The sequence below is a fragment of the Parabacteroides sp. AF17-3 genome, from assembly GCF_003635445.1.
GTDB lineage: Bacteria > Bacteroidota > Bacteroidia > Bacteroidales > Tannerellaceae > Parabacteroides > Parabacteroides goldsteinii.
Map to the genome: position 1 here is coordinate 246,930 of NZ_QTMM01000002.1, position 17,494 is coordinate 264,423.

11 protein-coding genes are annotated in these 17,494 nt (G+C 41.9%); 5 read left to right on the forward strand and 6 right to left on the reverse strand.

What is annotated here, in order from left to right; translation table 11 throughout:
• Nucleotides 1-19: 19 nt before the first annotated feature.
• Both DWW91_RS03325 and DWW91_RS03330 read right to left on the reverse strand, forming a co-directional pair.
• Nucleotides 20-1,714: a RagB/SusD family nutrient uptake outer membrane protein gene (locus DWW91_RS03325; protein WP_122326938.1), complete on the reverse strand. Its 1,695-nt coding sequence runs from the start codon at nucleotides 1,712-1,714 to the stop codon at nucleotides 20-22.
• A gap of 12 nt (nucleotides 1,715-1,726) precedes the next feature.
• Nucleotides 1,727-4,897, reverse strand: coding sequence for a TonB-dependent receptor (locus DWW91_RS03330; RefSeq protein ID WP_122327078.1), 3,171 nt, complete (start codon nucleotides 4,895-4,897; stop codon nucleotides 1,727-1,729).
• Between the two features lie 1,439 nt (nucleotides 4,898-6,336).
• Between DWW91_RS03330 and DWW91_RS03335 the strand changes: the two genes are divergently transcribed.
• Nucleotides 6,337-7,380: an acyltransferase gene (locus DWW91_RS03335; RefSeq protein ID WP_122326939.1), complete on the forward strand. Its 1,044-nt coding sequence runs from the start codon at nucleotides 6,337-6,339 to the stop codon at nucleotides 7,378-7,380.
• An 8-nt stretch (nucleotides 7,381-7,388) separates the two neighbouring features.
• Nucleotides 7,389-8,576, forward strand: a complete 1,188-nt coding sequence (locus tag DWW91_RS03340; RefSeq protein WP_122326940.1) for a DUF418 domain-containing protein — start codon at nucleotides 7,389-7,391, stop codon at nucleotides 8,574-8,576.
• A 252-nt stretch (nucleotides 8,577-8,828) separates the two neighbouring features.
• On the opposite strand, the gene DWW91_RS03345 is transcribed toward DWW91_RS03340, so the two are convergent.
• Nucleotides 8,829-9,755, reverse strand: a complete 927-nt coding sequence (locus DWW91_RS03345) for an Rpn family recombination-promoting nuclease/putative transposase (RefSeq protein WP_122326941.1) — start codon at nucleotides 9,753-9,755, stop codon at nucleotides 8,829-8,831.
• A 223-nt stretch (nucleotides 9,756-9,978) separates the two neighbouring features.
• Between DWW91_RS03345 and DWW91_RS03350 the strand changes: the two genes are divergently transcribed.
• The 3 genes from DWW91_RS03350 to uxaC are packed head-to-tail and all read left to right on the forward strand — an operon-like array spanning nucleotide 9,979 to nucleotide 13,131.
• Nucleotides 9,979-11,022, forward strand: a complete 1,044-nt coding sequence (locus DWW91_RS03350; protein ID WP_010800923.1) for a sugar kinase — start codon at nucleotides 9,979-9,981, stop codon at nucleotides 11,020-11,022.
• A 33-nt stretch (nucleotides 11,023-11,055) separates the two neighbouring features.
• Nucleotides 11,056-11,724, forward strand: coding sequence for a bifunctional 4-hydroxy-2-oxoglutarate aldolase/2-dehydro-3-deoxy-phosphogluconate aldolase (locus tag DWW91_RS03355; RefSeq protein ID WP_009860081.1), 669 nt, complete (start codon nucleotides 11,056-11,058; stop codon nucleotides 11,722-11,724).
• Between the two features lie 3 nt (nucleotides 11,725-11,727).
• Nucleotides 11,728-13,131 carry a glucuronate isomerase gene (gene uxaC / locus DWW91_RS03360; protein ID WP_122326942.1) on the forward strand — a complete coding sequence of 468 codons (1,404 nt, stop codon included), beginning with the start codon at nucleotides 11,728-11,730 and terminating at the stop codon, nucleotides 13,129-13,131.
• Nucleotides 13,132-13,199: 68 nt separating this feature from the next.
• Here the strand turns inward: uxaC and DWW91_RS03365 are convergent, their stop codons facing one another.
• From DWW91_RS03365 to DWW91_RS03375, 3 genes are read right to left on the reverse strand one after another with little or no spacing between them, the layout of a single operon-like run.
• A complete protein-coding gene (locus DWW91_RS03365) occupies nucleotides 13,200-14,327 on the reverse strand; it encodes a DUF4998 domain-containing protein (protein WP_122326943.1) in 1,128 nt (375 codons plus the stop codon).
• Nucleotides 14,328-14,354: 27 nt separating this feature from the next.
• Entirely contained in the window at nucleotides 14,355-15,542 is a 1,188-nt protein-coding gene (locus DWW91_RS03370; RefSeq protein WP_122326944.1) for a DUF5000 domain-containing lipoprotein, read from the reverse strand.
• Between the two features lie 21 nt (nucleotides 15,543-15,563).
• Complete coding sequence (locus DWW91_RS03375) at nucleotides 15,564-17,480, reverse strand: RagB/SusD family nutrient uptake outer membrane protein (protein ID WP_122326945.1); 1,917 nt, start codon at nucleotides 17,478-17,480, stop codon at nucleotides 15,564-15,566.
• Nucleotides 17,481-17,494: the final 14 nt, after the last annotated feature.

Genomic DNA, 17,494 nt, shown 5'->3' on the forward strand with positions numbered 1-17,494 from the left:
GATACAGCCCCTTTTACTATTATTTATCCCATCCCGGATTTTGAGGAAGCAAATTCGGATTTCGCTGTAGTTCTGCTGTAGGAATCGGACGCAAATATAGACGATCATCCCATGTACGGCTCTTGCCGGCTTCATAAGAATAATCTTCATTCGTATAATTAGGATATACAATTGCATATTTACCCTCTTTTTCCGGCTGGCGTTTACCTACATAGGTTTTTATGTTATCACAAATCTTTCCAGCTTTCCAGCGCATCAGGTCATCCCAACGGCGTCCTTCACCGGCCAGTTCAACACGGCGTTCACGACGAATTTCCTGCAATAGCGGGGAAAGTTCGTATCCCCACTTTGTCCAGTTCGGATCGGTAAAACCAACATTTGTTGTCAAATGAGGCATACCAACACGGTCACGCAGCACATTAATCGTTTTATCAAGATCAGCCTGTGAGATTGTTCCCAATTCAGCTTTAGCCTCAGCATTTATCAACAAAGTTTCAGCATAACGATAAGCTATTCCATCGTACGTATTATTATTCGCTTCAAATGCTTTATCAGTCGGAATAAAATATTTGATAGACTTATAGCCGGTATAGCAATATTGATCGATAAACTTAGATTCCTCCGTTATAAACGTACTGTCATTTGTTGACACGGTTACACGAGTCGGAAAATCCCAAGTCAGAACAGTTTGTTTCAAACGGGGATCCCGATCTGCCGTTTCGTTACGCATATTGTCATCTCCTTTATAATAAGAACTTAACGAGATAGGCTTTCCATCCTTACACAAATAGCCTTCCATGAAATCCTTGGAAAAACCGGTATTAGCTTCCCATAAAGTACGGCTCATACCATGTTTTCTTTTTCCATCCAAATAAGTTACCGGAAGGATTGCTTCCTTAAGATTAGTCTTATCTTCCATGACGAACATTTCATAATAATCTTTTTCCGGTTTTCCCGTATTATAAATTTCATACCGTCCGCTGTTAATAATCGCATCGGTTTCGTCGGCTGCTAACTTCAAAAGACGTTCAGCCTTGTCCTGCCATCCCAGCTCAGTATGATATCTGTAATAAGTAGCTTCATGCAAACAAGTCCTGGCTTTTAAATGACGGGCCACATCTTTACCGATACGTCCGGCAGCCGGTTTTTCGGGTAACCATTGAATGGCAAAATCAAAGTCTTCTATGATTTTATCCATTATCTCATACCGTTTGAGTTTCGCATCATATAATTCCGGAGAATCAGTACCCAGTTCTTTATCGACCCAGGGAAGATCACCAAAAGTTCTCATCAAACCGGCATATTGCAGAGCCCTGAAAAATCGATTTTCACCCACATATTTATTTATATCCGCTTCAGAACCGACTACTGTCTTATAATGTGTCATAAAATAATTAGTCAGACGAATCGGCTCCCATGCACCTTTACTCCAATTACACCAGGAAGATGCTTCAGGTGTAGGTGTGGTATACTGTCCCCAGAAGTACTGGCTTATACCGTTAGGTACCTGGTCGTCACTTTCCCCGTCAGCAATAGAAGTCACGCCACTAGGCAGCCAACTATAAAAATTATTCACATAAGCTTCCAGGTCACTCGGTGTATTCCAGAACGTTTTATCATTGATACTCTGCGGAGAACGTTCCAGAAATGAGTCGTTACACGCCGTTAATGAGAGCACGGCTGCCACTCCGATATATACTATTATTTGTTTCATAATCCTTTATTTTTAGAAAGTTAGATTTAAACCGAAAGAGCAAGCGCGTTGCATCGGATACTTATAGGGGTCATCCAATTCCGGATCGAATCCTTCAGGAGTATTTGAAATGGTAAAGAGATTTTCTCCTGTAAAATAAACACGTAATTTTTCAATAGAAAACTTCGATGTAAATTCTTTCGGCAACGTATAACCGATACTCAAAGATTTCAAACGACAATAAGCTGCATTCAACAAATAACGAGTCTGGTTCTGCCCTATAGCCGAACCGCCATTAAAGCGGGGAACGGGGAATAAAGCACCCGTATTGTCTTTTGACCAATAATCCGTATTATAACCGGAAGGGACATTCCATTCGCTGGAATAACCATTACGGAAAGGTAGTCCCGGCATCATTATATCGCGCTTAGCCACCCCTTGGAAAAATACGGAGAAGTCCACACCTTTCCAGTCTGCTCCCAGGTTAATACCATAATGGAAACGTGGAGTCGAGTTACCGATTATCTTTTTATCACCAGGATTATCAACAGTGTTGTCACCCCAATCGATCACTCCGTTACCATCCAGATCAGCAAAACGGATATCCCCCGGTATCAATTGAATACCACCAGATACTTTATCCTGAGTAGGTGCATCGGCTATTTCATCCGGACTCTGGAACAATCCTGCTGTTTCATATCCCCATATCTCACCCTGTTTTTGACCTACATAAGAGTTGCTCAAACTTCTTTCTATATTGTCAAACTTTGTTACTTCACTCTGATAATCAGACAAGTTGAAACCGATATTATAATGTATACCATTAGGTAACTGATCATTCCAGCTTATTTCGAATTCCCAACCTTTCGTCAGTGACTCTGCTGCATTTTCCAAAGGTTCGTTGGCACCTAAAACACCCGGTAAGATTTTGCCTGCAGAAAGAATATCAGACGTACGTCTCTGATAATAGTCGAATGCACCCTTTAAGCGGCTGTTTACCATATTGAAATCAAGACCAATATTCCATTGGGTAACAGTTTCCCAGGTAATAGACTGACTCACCAGACCGCCCGGTCCAACTGCCTGCGGCTGGTTGCTCCCCATAATCCAACCGATCTGTCCGGTTCCATAATTGGATAAATATGCATACCATCCGTTATCCAATGCCTGGTTACCCAAACTACCATAGGAGCCTCTTAACTTCAATTCATCAAAGAAACTATTAGTCATACTTTTAAACCAGGCTTCTTCTGACAATTTCCATCCCACAGAAAAAGAGGGATTAAAAGCGGAACGGTCATGTTTCGGGAATTTGGATGAAAGGTCATAACGCCCGTTAAATTCCATCAAATAGCGATCGGCAAATGTATAGTTCACACGGAAGAAACCACTACGGGTAGCCCAGGAACCTTCGCCATTACTCACATATTTTTCTCCGGTAGCAGCATTCATCGAAGGTATATCATTCGCTATCAGACTTTCGCGACTGGCACTAAAACTACGTGTATGTTTACTTTCCTGATTATAACCGAGCATCACTTTGAAATAATGCTGTCCCAATGTCTTTTCATAATCCCCGAAGAAGTTGAATGCATTATACGTATCATTACTTTGCGATTCGGCTACAGAATTCGGATTTGTCCAGGTAAATATCTGAAGGAATTGTCCGTCCGCACCGTATTCATTAAATGATTTCATATGAAATTTATTATGCTCGGCATAATAATTAAACGTATAATCCATATTCACATTCATACCTTCGATCGGCGTTAATTTCAATGCAACCGTATTCCAAAAGTCATTCTTATCCGTTTTACGACTACCATTGGAAAGAACTGCCGGGAAATTGGTAAAATTACCCTGACCTGCCCAGTTCCCATCCGGATGCTTCACCGGCATGATCGGACGCGTATCGCCTCCCATAAAGTTATCACCATGCGTCTTGTCCTGATTCAACCCCGACAAGCTCGTACGGTTATAAGTCGTCTTCATTGATAAGTGCAACCAGTCATTAACATCATAATTAATGTTATTCATGATATTAAACTTCTTGAAATCTTCATTTCCGTATTTCAATAAAGAGCCTTGATTCAGATATCCCAAAGAGGTATAATAAGTAGCTTTTTTTGTACCACCACTGATATTCACACCATAATTTTGTACCGGATAAGTCTTTTTATACATCTCTTCCATCCAGTCTGTATTACCACAATAGGAATAACGGGTACCGTTTTTACTCAAATTCGGATTTGAAGAAACATAAACAGGAGAATTATTAACAGGATCATTATAATATGCCTGAACATGTTCCATAAATTCTTCATCAAACTCTGAATAAAGCGCACGGCCGGAGGTGTTATATTCTGCCGTATTCATCCAGTTCACCCACTCCATGGAATTCATATAAGTAGGACGGGTAGTCGGACCGTTAAAAGAAACGGATGCATCAAAAGAAACCTGCGTTGGCTGATCTTTGCGGCCTCCTTTAGTCGTGATAAGTACAACACCGTAAGCGGCACGTGTTCCGTAAATAGCAGCAGAAGCGGCATCCTTCAATACAGAAACTGATTTTACGTCCTGAGGATTAATCAAGTTCGGATCCATTTCCACACCATCCACCAAGACCAACGGGCTACTACCACTTAATGCCGTCGTACCACGAATGTTGAAAGAAGAACCTGTACCCGGGCGGCCACTGGTCGTCACATTCAAGTTAGGAATGGCCCCCTGCAAACCTTGTCCCAGATTGACGATAGGACGATCTTCCAATACTTTACTATCAATGGCGGATACAGCCCCCGTCAAATTGGCTTTTTTCACAGTAGCATAACCAACCACCACCACTTCATCCAAGGCTTTGGAATCTTCTTTCAGTACAATCTTCAAGGCTGTTTGCCCCGTATAGGTGATTTCCTGCGTAACAAATCCAATGTAGGAAACCTGAATGATATCACCCTTTTTCACATTTTCCAATGTAAAGTTACCATCCATATCGGTAACATTTCCATTTGTAGTTCCTTTCACTAGTACAGTAGCTCCGGTAATAGGACCTAAGGCATCTTCTACCACACCACTAACTTTCCCGCTTTGTTGGGGAACGCTAACACTTTGCTTTTCAGGTGCAATCTCAGCAAAAGCACCAACAGGAACAGCTAAGGCCCCCGATAGCAAAATTAGACTTACTAACTTAGTTTTTTTCAGCATAAAGTTATAATTTAAAGAATACATCTTTTATAAAAAGGGCGGCAGTCTTACAGGTAAGTAGAAACATTCACTCTCAGACAATAGAACTGGGCGCACTTTTCATAGTCATTTGCTTGTCATTATTTATATAAGTTCTGAAAGAACTCTGTCACCCCATTCTCGTATTTCCATTCAAAAACTGGTTTTTATTTCAGTGAGTAAAAAATAGTAAGATGTAGTATGAAATTTCTAACTCTTTTATAGTGATTTTTACGCACACATCAGCATTATCTGTTAAAATTGAATTAGAATATGATATTTTTACATAATTATATCACGATTAAATAAATATTTCAATATATTTGCGAAGAAAAAACAGAGTTCTTTCAGAACTTAAATCATCTTACAACTATCACACCAATTCATATAAACAGAGATAATCAAGGTTTCTTCGCATAGGTAAACAGGTTACGCCAGATAAGGTCATTCTTCCCTCTAAAAATTTTCAATATATAAATTTCAAACATAATTAACGGTTACATATTATCTATTTCACTTTAATGCGATACGGTTTTTGAGAAAATATTAATAACAACAACGCTCGCAATAATCAATCCTACCCCCAGATTACCCTATGGTAGTTTCAAAAGATAATATAGATTGACTAGTAGATGTCAGTCATCATTCGGGATGTATTACGACAAGTATATAATAAATGAATCCCCATACCCTCTTTTTCAATTTGATGCATTTAGCATCAATAATCTATCATATTGATCCATTTATAAACATTTTCATATCAGCCACATTACGCAAGACAACCAAAGCAGAGGGACTTGCTATACAATATTTAACACTTAATTCATCAAAGCCAAATTCAAATCACCGTTTTAAATAAATTGCAAGTTCGTTTAAAACGAGATTTTTTTCATTTTAAATGAATTGGGGATTTATTTAAGAGAAAATTTTTGTTAAATTCGGTCGAAGAGATCTCTTTTCAGAGTCTTTTTACCCTCAAAACACATGTTTTACAGCAGATTATTTTTCCAGACGGAGACAAATATCGTATCAGAGCCAAATAACACATTCATACAGATAATTCATATTCAATATCAATATTCAACAATATCAGCACAATGCAGACTAAAAGACAGTCGCAATAAACAAAAACCGACATAAAGACACACAAACATTGCTCGTAAGAGCAATAAAAAAGGACATACTTGAGTAAGGACACATACAGTCCGCTGGCAACAGGGTTAATTTGACATTTTGACAAACAACATTTACCCTATAAATCAATAAACGGAAGTTTACGGGCCTTCTCCATTAGCTCATATGAAAGTCGCCCAGCATCTTCTGTCTACGAATTCCATGCTTACTTCCCTCCGATTTTGATCTATGTGAAGAATGATTTTACTTTAATTCGTTACCTTTGCGGCAAATAACAGACTTTTACCATGATAAGCCCATTGACATCGCTCCGTTTTTTATTTGCATTAATGGTTTTCGGAGCACATATTTACACTATCGATCCCTATTTCGACCATTTGTTCTATAAAGAAGGATTTGTGGGTGTAAACTTCTTTTTTATTCTTAGCGGATTCATTATCGCTTATACCTATCGCGACAGGCTTCTTGAACAAAAGTCTACCTTGCGGGAATTTTGGGTGGCTCGTATCGCACGCATCTATCCGCTCCATTTACTGACACTTGGCATATCGGTTTGTGTGGGTGGATATATATCGGGTGATCTTATTGACTGGATCAAACATTTTGTTGCCAATCTATTTCTTCTCCAACCGTTTATACCAGCTGCCGATTATTTCTTTTCATTCAACAGCCCGTCATGGAGTTTGGGATGCGAACAATTATTTTATTTCCTGTTTCCTTTTATTATCGGATGCCTGGGCAAAAAGAACCGGATTCTTTACCTTGCCGGGGTTCTGGTTATCGCAATCCCAATAGCTATGTACTTCACAATGGATCAAGATATAAAAGCGATATGGTATGTAAATCCGCTTACCCGTTTACCGGATTTTCTGATCGGAATGCTATTGTTCCACCTGTATGATAAATTCAAACAGAAAGAATGGACTTATAAACAGGCTTCGGTCTACGAAACAGCCGTTGTCCTGCTTTTCCTTCTTTTTTATCTGCCTGCGGGAGAATATATTCCCAAAGTATTTCGTTATTCCTGTTACTACTGGTTGCCTATCAGTCTGTTGCTGTATGTTTTTGCACATCAGAAAGGATATATATCACGTCTTTTATCCAATAAATATCTTGTTATTGGAGGTGAAATCAGTTTCAGTTTTTACCTGATACATCTTTTCATAATAGAAGGATATAACTGGATAATCCGTAGCTACGATCTCCATATCCCGTATCAACTGGGGATACCCGTCATATTAATTATCGTGACCGGACTAAGCCTGCTGTCATATTACTATTTTGAAAAGCCGGCAAACAAATTGGTAAAGAATTTATTAAACAAAAAATAATAATCGACATGCAACAAACTCCAACTTCCAAAATTCCCCGTATCGAGATGGTAGATGCTTTACGAGGCTTTGCCGTTCTGGCAATTATTCTGGTTCATAACCTGGAACATTTTATCTTTCCGGTATATCCGGATGCGGCCAGCCAACCAGAATGGCTGAACATTCTGAATGAAGGCGTCTTCAGCGTCACCTTCTCGCTGTTTGCCGGGAAAGCATACGCTATTTTTGCTTTATTATTCGGCTTTACATTTTATATCCAATATACCAACCAACAGAAAAAAGGGAAAGACTTCGGTTACCGTTTCCTCTGGCGATTGCTTCTGCTGGTAGGTTTTGCCACATTGAATGCCGCCTTCTTCCCGGCAGGTGATGTGTTACTGTTATTCTGCGTAGTGGGAATATTCCTTTTTCTGGTACGTAAATGGAGTGATAAAGCGGTCCTTATCACGGCAATCATTCTTTTATTGCAGCCTGTCGAATGGTTCCATTATATCGCCAGCCTGTTCAATCCTGAATATACGCTGCCGAATCTGGGCGTCGGAGAGATGTACGGCGAAGTAGCCGCTTATACCAAAGAAGGTGATTTCTGGAAATTCATTCTCGGCAACGTGACACTCGGACAAAAGGCCAGCCTGTTCTGGGCAATCGGTGCCGGTCGCTTCCTGCAAACAGCCGGCCTATTCATGCTCGGATTGCTTATCGGCAGAAAGCAATTATTTGTTACTACCGATACGAATACCCGCTTCTGGGTAAAAGCCCTGATCATTTCTGCGATTGTATTTGGCCCGCTCTACCAGTTGAAGGTCATGTTATACGATAACAGTGATGCGAATATGATCAAAAATACGGTAGGTGTAATTCTGGATATGTGGCAAAAGTTTGCCTTCACAGTTGTACTGGTTGCCTCTTTCGTTTTATTATATCAGAAAGATTCATTCAAGAAACTGACTACCTCATTACGTTTCTACGGAAAGATGAGTTTGACAAACTATATCTCCCAATCCATAATGGGAGCAATCATCTATTTCCCGTTCGGTTTATACCTGGCTCCTTATTGCGGATATACCGTCAGTCTGCTGATCGGTTTCATCCTGTTCCTGTTGCAGGTAAGTTTCTGTAAATGGTGGCTGAAAGGACATAAACAAGGCCCGCTGGAAAGCCTATGGCATAAACTGACCTGGATCAATTCAAAATAAATACGAATTAGAAACGGACAGAATAACATTCATGACTAACTATATATTCGCGTTTATCCGGTTCAGAATTTGTTAGGTTTGAACTATCTTGTCCCCGTGCTTGACACGGGGACGCAGAAGAACCAGCAGTATCAAAAGATACATATAGGATACGGTCTGTGCCTTTGCGATCCCGTGTCAAGCACGGGAACGGGATAGTTCAATTATTTCTAAATTGGCACATTAGCATATTGCCACATTGGCTCATTATTTTTATAACTTCTCTATCACCTCAATCGGCAACCCTGTACATTTTGCAATATCGGTAATTTCCATACCCATACATTTCATATTAACAGCTGTCTGGCGTAAGGCTTCCACTTTCCCTTTGGCTTCTCCTTCTGCAAGCCCCTCAATCCGGCCTTCCCATTTGGCAGTGTCGAGCACATCGTTCTGGATCATAATCACATTCAAATGCTCATCGTATGCATGACGCTCCTGAGAAGACATCGAGTAGTATTTCAGCTTTTCCCGGGCCTCACGAAGCCCCGGTGTTGTTGTGTCTGGACGAATCGTACCGTCTTTCAGATATTTGATCCATTCGTCAAGGGGTGTCGAGGCTACTTTATCGAACTCGTTTACACGGATCAGAATGTACTCGGGAAAAATTTCAGCGGGTAAACGAGTGATGACTGCATCACGATCGCGCATGTTGATTCGCAAGCGGTCACCGGTATGCACACCCGTGAAATGATTCTGTCCATGGTAAAAATAGTCCGTACCCACACCAAGGTCAAAATAGAGGATACTGATGGAATAGACTTTCTTCACTTTCTGATATCCCTCGCCCAGCGAGATATGTTCGGTAATGGCTTTGGCTACACCGTAAAGAATGCGTTCGAGATAATGAACTTCGCGAGTGTTCTGGATTTCGACGATGATGACCTCACCTTTACTATTCAACGCCTTGATATCGACACGATTAAACTTGTCATCGACACTTTCCTGGTTACTTTCGCTTTCGAGAATTTCGAGAATACGGACCTCTTCCCGCAACATGACAGTCAGGAAACCGTTAAGCACATCGAAGTTGGCCTTCTGACGCAACAAACGTTTGATGGCCCAATCAAAGCGGATATACCGATCCTGCAATTCTTTTCTTTCATTCTCTGCCATGGCTTTTGAATCTGAATTTTTCATAATTAAGTGTTTTATGTATTACGTAGTTCACAAAGATATACATAATTCATGGATGAATAAAAATTGTTAGTACAATTATTTATTATCAATAAATGAACTAATCTGCCAACATAAACAAGACATACCCGTTTTAATTCCATTTTGTATAAATGTTTTCGCACACACATAGTAGGAAATTAAATATAAACTACTACTTTTGCACTGGAATATAAAAGTTTATGCCATGGATAAAAAAGTAATCACCTTTGGAGAGATAATGCTCAGACTGGCCACACCAGATTATCTCCGTTTCAATCAGACAAATCAATTGAATGCTACCTTCGGAGGTGGCGAAGCTAACGTTGCCGTATCGCTGGCAAATTATGGGATCGACACAGAGTTCGTAACCCGTTTGCCGAAAAATGATATTGCTCGTGCCTGTGTTATGGATTTACGTAAATATGGTGTCGGAACCTCCCACATCGTTTACGGAGGCGACCGCCTGGGTATCTACTTCCTGGAAACAGGAGCCGTAGCCCGTGCCAGCAAAGTTGTTTACGACCGTGCCCATTCTTCTATTGCTGAAATAGAAGCAGGAATGATCAACTGGGAAGAAGTGCTGAAAGATGCCTCCTGGTTCCACTGGACCGGTATCACTCCGGCTATCTCACAAGGTGCTGCCGATGCTTGTCTGGAAGCTATCCAGGCTGCCAATAAACTGGGTGTACCTGTATCCTGCGACCTGAATTATCGTAAAAACCTTTGGAAATACGGCAAAAAGGCTTCTGAAGTAATGCCTGAACTGGTTGCCGGTTGCGATGTGATTCTGGGAAATGAAGAAGATGCAGAGAAAGTATTCGGTATCAAACCGGAGGGCTTCGACGTTGCACAGACTGAAGGCCAGGTAAATGCAGCTGAATTCGAATCGGTTTGCACACAGTTGATGGAAAAATTCCCACGTGCAAAGAAAGTAATCATCACTTTGCGTGGTTCTATCAATGCCAATCATAATACATGGGGCGGCGTTCTGTATGCCGACGGTAAATTATATCAGTCACGCCGTTACGATATTACTCATATCGTCGACCGCGTTGGTGGCGGCGACTCTTTCATGGGGGGCCTGATCTACGGTTTGCTGACTTATACTACAGACGACCAGAAAGCACTCGACTTCGCTGTCGCTGCTTCCTGCCTGAAGCACACCATCTACGGTGACTTCAACCAGGTAACTGTCGACGAAGTGGAAAAACTGATGGAAGGCGACGGATCGGGAAGAGTGTCGAGGTAATTGAAAATTGAGAATTGAAAATTAAAGAGAAAGATGGCTAGATTTAGTAAAATGCAGGTATTGGATGCGATGATCAGCACCGGAATGGTACCTGTTTATTATAATAAAGATATAGAAACGGCTAAACAAGTATTAAAGGCTTGTTATGATGGCGGAGTACGTGCATTTGAATTTACCAATCGCGGAGACTTCGCTCATGAAGTATTTGCCGAACTGGTAAAATATGCTGCGGTAGAATGTCCTGAAATGGTTTTAGGTATCGGTTCTATCGTCGATCCGGCTACGGCTGCCCTGTTCCTGCAACTGGGTGCCAACTTCGTTGTCGGCCCGTTGTTCAATCCGGAAATTGCGAAGGTATGTAACCGCCGCCTGGTTCCTTATACACCGGGATGCGGATCTGTTTCGGAAATAGGATTTGCACAGGAAGTGGGATGTGATTTGTGTAAAGTATTCCCGGCCGGGAATGTGGGTGGTCCTTCTTTTGTCAAGAATATCAAAGCACCGATGCCATGGTCTATGATTATGGCTACAGGAGCGGTCGAACCGACAGAAGAGAACTTGTCGGCCTGGTTCAAGGCTGGCGTTACTTGTGTTGGAATGGGTTCCAACCTGTTCCCTAAAGAAGCCATTGCAGCCAAAGACTGGAATGCCATCACTGCTCTTTGCAGCAACGCATTAAGCATCATCAAAAAATACCGTTGATATATGAAACCTTTTCTTGATTCAGATTTCCTGCTACAGACAGAGACAGCCCAAAAACTGTATCACGAACATGCAGCAAAGATGCCGATCATTGACTATCATTGTCACCTGATCCCGCAGCAGATAGCCGACAACTACCAGTTTGCCGACCTGACAGAGATTTGGTTGGGCGGAGACCATTACAAATGGCGTGCCATGCGTGCAAACGGTGTTCCCGAAGAGTATATCACCGGCGACAAACCGGCATTCGAGAAATTCCAGAAATGGGCGGATACCTTGCAACATGCTATGCGCAACCCGCTTTACCACTGGACTCACCTGGAACTGAGCCGCATATTCGGTGTCGATAAGGTGTTGAATCCTTCAACTGCACGTGAAATATACGACGAATGTACCGCCAAACTGCAAACCCCGGAATTTCGTGCGCAGGCCATCATGGAACGCATGAATGTAGAAGTAGTTTGTACGACTGACGATCCGGTCGATTCACTGGAATACCATAAAGCGATCCGTAACACTTCGTTGAAGACGAAAGTTCTTCCTACCTGGCGTCCGGACAAGGCGATGGCTATCGAAAATGTAGTTGCTTACAATGAATACCTGACGAAGCTGGAAGCAGCTTCCGGCATGTCGATCCTTTCTTTCAAAGACTTGTTAGCGGCTTTACAGAAACGTCATGACTTCTTTGAATCTGTCGGTTGCCGCGTATCGGATCATGGTTTGAGTACATTCTACGCAACTCCTTATACCAATGCCGAGATAGAGGCTATCTTCATGAAAGCCCGAATGAATAAGGCATTGACCAGCGAAGAGATCGACAAGTTCCGTTCTGCCATGTTGTATGAACTGGCTGTTATGGATGCCCGTAGCAACTGGGCACAACAATTCCATATCGGTCCGACACGTAACAACAATGCCCGCATGTTCAAAAAGCTGGGTCCGGATACCGGATACGACGCTATCGGCGACCTGGAAGTGGCAGAACCGATGGTTCGTTTCCTCAGCCGCCTGGAAGAAGAAGGAGCATTAGCTAAAACAATATTCTACAACCTGAACCCGAAAGACAGTGCCGTAATGATGACTACGGCTTACAGCTTCAACGACGGTTCGCTACCGGGCAAGATGCAGTATGGCGCCGGCTGGTGGTTCCTGGATCAGATCCATGGCATGGAAGACCAGATGAACACGCTGTCCGATCTGGGCCTGCTGAGCCGTTTTGTCGGAATGCTGACCGATTCACGCAGTTTCCTGTCTTATCCGCGTCACGAATACTTCCGCCGTATCCTTTGCAATATGCTGGGTAAAGAAGTGGAAAACGGCGAATTGCCTGTTTCTGAAATTCCTTTCATCGGTAAGATGGTAGAGGATATCAGTTATAAGAATGCGAAAGAATATTTCGGATTTTAATAAAAAAGAAGTACGCCAATCGAATTTTCTTTTGGCGTACTTCACTAATCTAGTACTATGAAAAACGATCACTTGCCATAAATATACACTTCTGCAATGTTAGTAAAAGGTTCACGGTTACTATCCGGCAAGAGGATCTTCATGTAACGGCCCTGGTTTGTATCTATTGATGCGGGAACAGGCAATTCCAAACTATCACCATCACCGAACACTCCGGTTACCAACTGAATCCAATCTGTAGCGTTGGCATCCGGACTATTTCCTATATAAATTTCAACACTTTTCGTATCGGTGGTACCAGGACGGCGATAAACTTCTATTTTCGACATTTCTTTCGATGATTCCATATCTATCACAGCCCAATGCGGCAGAGGTGTATTTCCATCCGTATAATTGGAATGCCACCAGGTATCCAGTTTGTCATCAATGATCGCATCTTTCCCACCACCGTCACTAGCAGTTTCGTCGGAAACGGTTACCGTCCATCCGCTACGATCGAACTTGTATTCGGCAGGGAAAGCCTCATCATACTTACTCCATGCCGTATAAAAAGTATCGATTGACTCTTCTTCCGGAATAAATAAAGAACGGAACTCAAACTCTTCACCCGCCTTGGCATCCGGACAGAATGTCGTATATTCTGCCGACGACATCCGGATAATACTTTCCGTACCATCATTTTTTACGTATCTGACTTCATTGGCTAATAAGCCTTCTGCAGCAGAATACCATTCCACCGAACCGCCTTTGTCCGTAAGTGAAATATCCTTTATACGACGGTCCATTAGGGAAACCTGATAATTCTCACCATAGGAAGTTCCAAAATCTGTTACAGACAAAGAACGATGGTCGAAATTATCCACCAGTTGTACTGTGAATGTATATGACTTCTCTTCCATGTTATCCAATACGACCTCGATGCTGTCATAGCTTGAATTAAAGGATACCGGAATAAGCAATGAATCCAATCCGTCGTTCCAATACAGATTTACCGATTTCACATTTGGAGAATTATATGTCCTGCAAAAAAACAGAATACGCTCTTTTCCCGCAATAAACGCAATTGAATCCGGTTTAGGAGCATAAATGATCTCTCCGCCTTCAATATACTCTTTATGCACATCCATAAAATCTTCACAGGAAGTAATCAGGAGAGTGCATGCTATAAATACTAATAAACTATATATTCTTTTCATGGTTTATATATTCTTTTTTAATTTATACTATTCAACCACTTCCCCATACAGATCCACCTCTGCCGGATGAGTAAAGGCAGAACCACCCCAGGTACTCAATATCTTAAGACGGATATAGCGTATCGGTTCCTGTGACAATTCAAAAGCAAATTCATGTCCTTCTTCAGCAGCCGTAATATCTTCATCCGTCACTGTTCCGCTCGGAGATCCGGAAGGTTTGACAACCAGACAATCCATCACTTTTTCCCATTCACTCCAGTCACCGCTCTGCGAAGGTGTTCCCGTCCCTTTGAACACATACACCTCGAAATCCAACGGATTTCCCCAGTTATAATACGAATCGGAAAATTTACGCTGGAACATCACAACACGGCTGGGTTTCGCAACACATCCCAGATCGATGGTAAATGCGGCAGGCATGGAATTGGATGCCGAATGGCCGAAAGTATCATGGTCGTCGTCGATCAGATAGCTGTCCATCCCCTCCCAATTGGTAAAGCTGGCATCAGAACCCAATTTCATAACGACCATTTTCTTTTTATTCAGTTTTTCTTCGAAAAGCGGTGTTATCTGACCTTCCGAAGGGAAAATAGTATCGGAAGCGTTGTCAAAGTTATCCCGCATGATCATCCCGAAATAACGAGGCTCGGCTTTATAGCCGCGCAAACTATAACGGTTCGAATCAGCTTCCGAAGTCATAATACGCATAGTCTGCATTTGCCCCAGCGAATCCTGTGCAAGAAACTCCATCGTCAAGGGAGCTTTGTCTTCATTCCGCCAGTTATATTGGGCACCGCCAAAATCCTGTACGATCGATATTGTCTTGATGGCTTTACTCAAAGAAGACTCCAATGGAGTAAAAGTCACTTCCACAGGATCCGACAATTCCTGAGCACGATTGATCACATAAATATTCGCTTTATTCGGGATAGTATCGTTATATCCTTCTATTTTGATCTTGTTCTCATAAAAAGAAGCAACTCTTTCCGTCTCTTTTCCATTCGTAAGCGTATAAACGGCTTTTACAGCCAGGATATCTTCCGAATTGGGAATGCGGTAGGAAACGACGGCACCACCGGCTATCGGTTCCACATTTACATCGGTCACCACTCCGGGTTTTCCCAGACTTCCGGTTATAGGTTCCAGTGTCTTTTCCGAACAAGAGCAAAGCAATAGAACCGAAGTCAGTATACTGAAATAATATTTCGTTTTCATAATTCTGTATTACATTATTAATTACCACCCCGGATTCTGTACCAATTGCGGATTATTCACAATATCAGACTCTGGTATCGGGGCAAAATAGTTTTTATAAGTAAATGACTGCGTATAGACCGTAGTCAAAGTATAATAATCCACGACCTCTTTGGCATTGACATTCCAACCCTGTATCAGACGGTTCTGCTCTTTCTGGGCTGTTTTCCAGCGGCGGCTGTCCCAATAATAAACACCTTCACAAGCCAGTTCGATTTTACGCTCACGCTGAATGATCTCACGCATGCCGACTTTCGTAGACGGTTTATTAGCCTGATTCGAATATTTCTGCCAGCTTTCCACCACTCCTTTCAAACCGGCACGTTCACGTACCATGTCCACATACTTATAAACTTCCGCGTCGGGAGCATCTTTCGATTCATTCAAAGCTTCGGCGCATAGTAAGAGAAGGTCGGCAAAACGCATATCCGGAAAAGCATAGTTTTCCCAGCTGATATCATTGGCATTACGGAAACTGGAATTGATCGAAACCAACTTTTTAGGCCAATAACCTGTCGCATTATAATTACCCGGATTGGCTACCGAAGAAAATTCACCGAACCGATTTTTGGGATATAGACACTCCGCATCGTCATCCGGTACGTTCTTATATGAGTTCCCATACCATTTACCACGGTCAAAACCTAATGTCGAATAAAAACGAGGCTCACGGTCAAAATTCATAGCGGCAGTCTGCTCACCTTTCTGAATATAATATTTATGATCCTCGTCTCCGGTCCGCACATTGAAACGATTCGAATAATCATATTCTTTGTCTTCCTCAATAGGAACACCATTTTTAGAATAAAACTGTTCGACCGTCGCCATCGACACACTCATACGTGTTCCATAGTTTAAAGAGGTTGCCTGCTCCAGATAACAGATGCATTCTCCCTGCAAACCACTATTTACCGGATAAGAAGAATTTCCCCATACCAACTCACAATTCCAGCGGTCACTTACAGAACCACGCAATGTCTGTACCAATTGAGTTTCATCCGAAAGAGTTTTAGTAGCAATATAATCGGAAATCTGGTACAGACGGATACCAGCACTCTCACAAATATCGACAGCCTCTTTACAAACCTCCGCAGCCTTTTGCCAACGTGTTTCATCATACGTCTGATTAAAGAACGGTTCCCCGTTATAATTACGGAAACTGTTATAATCCGTATTCCCGTTAAACAACGGACTGGCCCAATAGACCAAAACTTTTGCTTTCAACATATAAGCTGCCGGACGGGCAAAACGGCCTAATTCACTAGTCTGGTTTTCAATCACCAAAGGAAGCGGATCGCCTTCTATTACTTCATCCAATAATTCCAGGATATAGGCAAAGCAATCATCAACTTTTTCACGATATACCCTGACACCTTGTGTTGATTCGTTCACCGGTATATTTTCACGCAAAGGACAGATAGGGCCGTAATAGGTCAGCAAGTAAAAGTGCATATAGGCTTTAATCAGTTTAACTTCTGCAATCATACGCTTAATTTCGTACTGGTTCAGATCTTTTACACCAACAATTCCTTCCATAAAAGTATTACACTCACGAATACCTGCATACAAAGAACGGATCATGCTACCTGTACCACCCCAATAATTGATCAAAGCACTGGTAGGACTATCGGTTCCCAGCCCGAATTTCATACCACCGGAAGTACTCCCTTCTTTATTAAAGATCATCTCTAACGATCCGAATATTCCCGGATTCTCGTTCCATCCGGCCGACTTTGGCATTCCCCAATAACAGGTAGCCAGATATTGTTCAGCTGTATACCGATCTGAAAAGGCATTATCCAATGTCGGAACATTGTCCGGAACAACATCCAGATAGTTACAGGAGGCTATTGAAAAAGCCGTACATATATATATTAAATATTGATATATCGATTTCATATTTTCCGTTTTAT

Coding starts and splice junctions, on each gene's coding strand:
- DWW91_RS03370 (WP_122326944.1), bottom strand. CDS start 15,542: ATGAAAACGAAATATTATTTCAGTATACTGACTTCGGTTCTATTGCTT.
- DWW91_RS03365 (WP_122326943.1), bottom strand. CDS start 14,327: ATGAAAAGAATATATAGTTTATTAGTATTTATAGCATGCACTCTCCTG.
- DWW91_RS03355 (WP_009860081.1), top strand. CDS start 11,056: ATGGCTAGATTTAGTAAAATGCAGGTATTGGATGCGATGATCAGCACC.
- DWW91_RS03375 (WP_122326945.1), bottom strand. CDS start 17,480: ATGAAATCGATATATCAATATTTAATATATATATGTACGGCTTTTTCA.
- DWW91_RS03345 (WP_122326941.1), bottom strand. CDS start 9,755: ATGAAAAATTCAGATTCAAAAGCCATGGCAGAGAATGAAAGAAAAGAA.
- DWW91_RS03335 (WP_122326939.1), top strand. CDS start 6,337: ATGATAAGCCCATTGACATCGCTCCGTTTTTTATTTGCATTAATGGTT.
- uxaC (WP_122326942.1), top strand. CDS start 11,728: ATGAAACCTTTTCTTGATTCAGATTTCCTGCTACAGACAGAGACAGCC.
- DWW91_RS03350 (WP_010800923.1), top strand. CDS start 9,979: ATGGATAAAAAAGTAATCACCTTTGGAGAGATAATGCTCAGACTGGCC.
- DWW91_RS03340 (WP_122326940.1), top strand. CDS start 7,389: ATGCAACAAACTCCAACTTCCAAAATTCCCCGTATCGAGATGGTAGAT.
- DWW91_RS03325 (WP_122326938.1), bottom strand. CDS start 1,714: ATGAAACAAATAATAGTATATATCGGAGTGGCAGCCGTGCTCTCATTA.
- DWW91_RS03330 (WP_122327078.1), bottom strand. CDS start 4,897: ATGCTGAAAAAAACTAAGTTAGTAAGTCTAATTTTGCTATCGGGGGCC.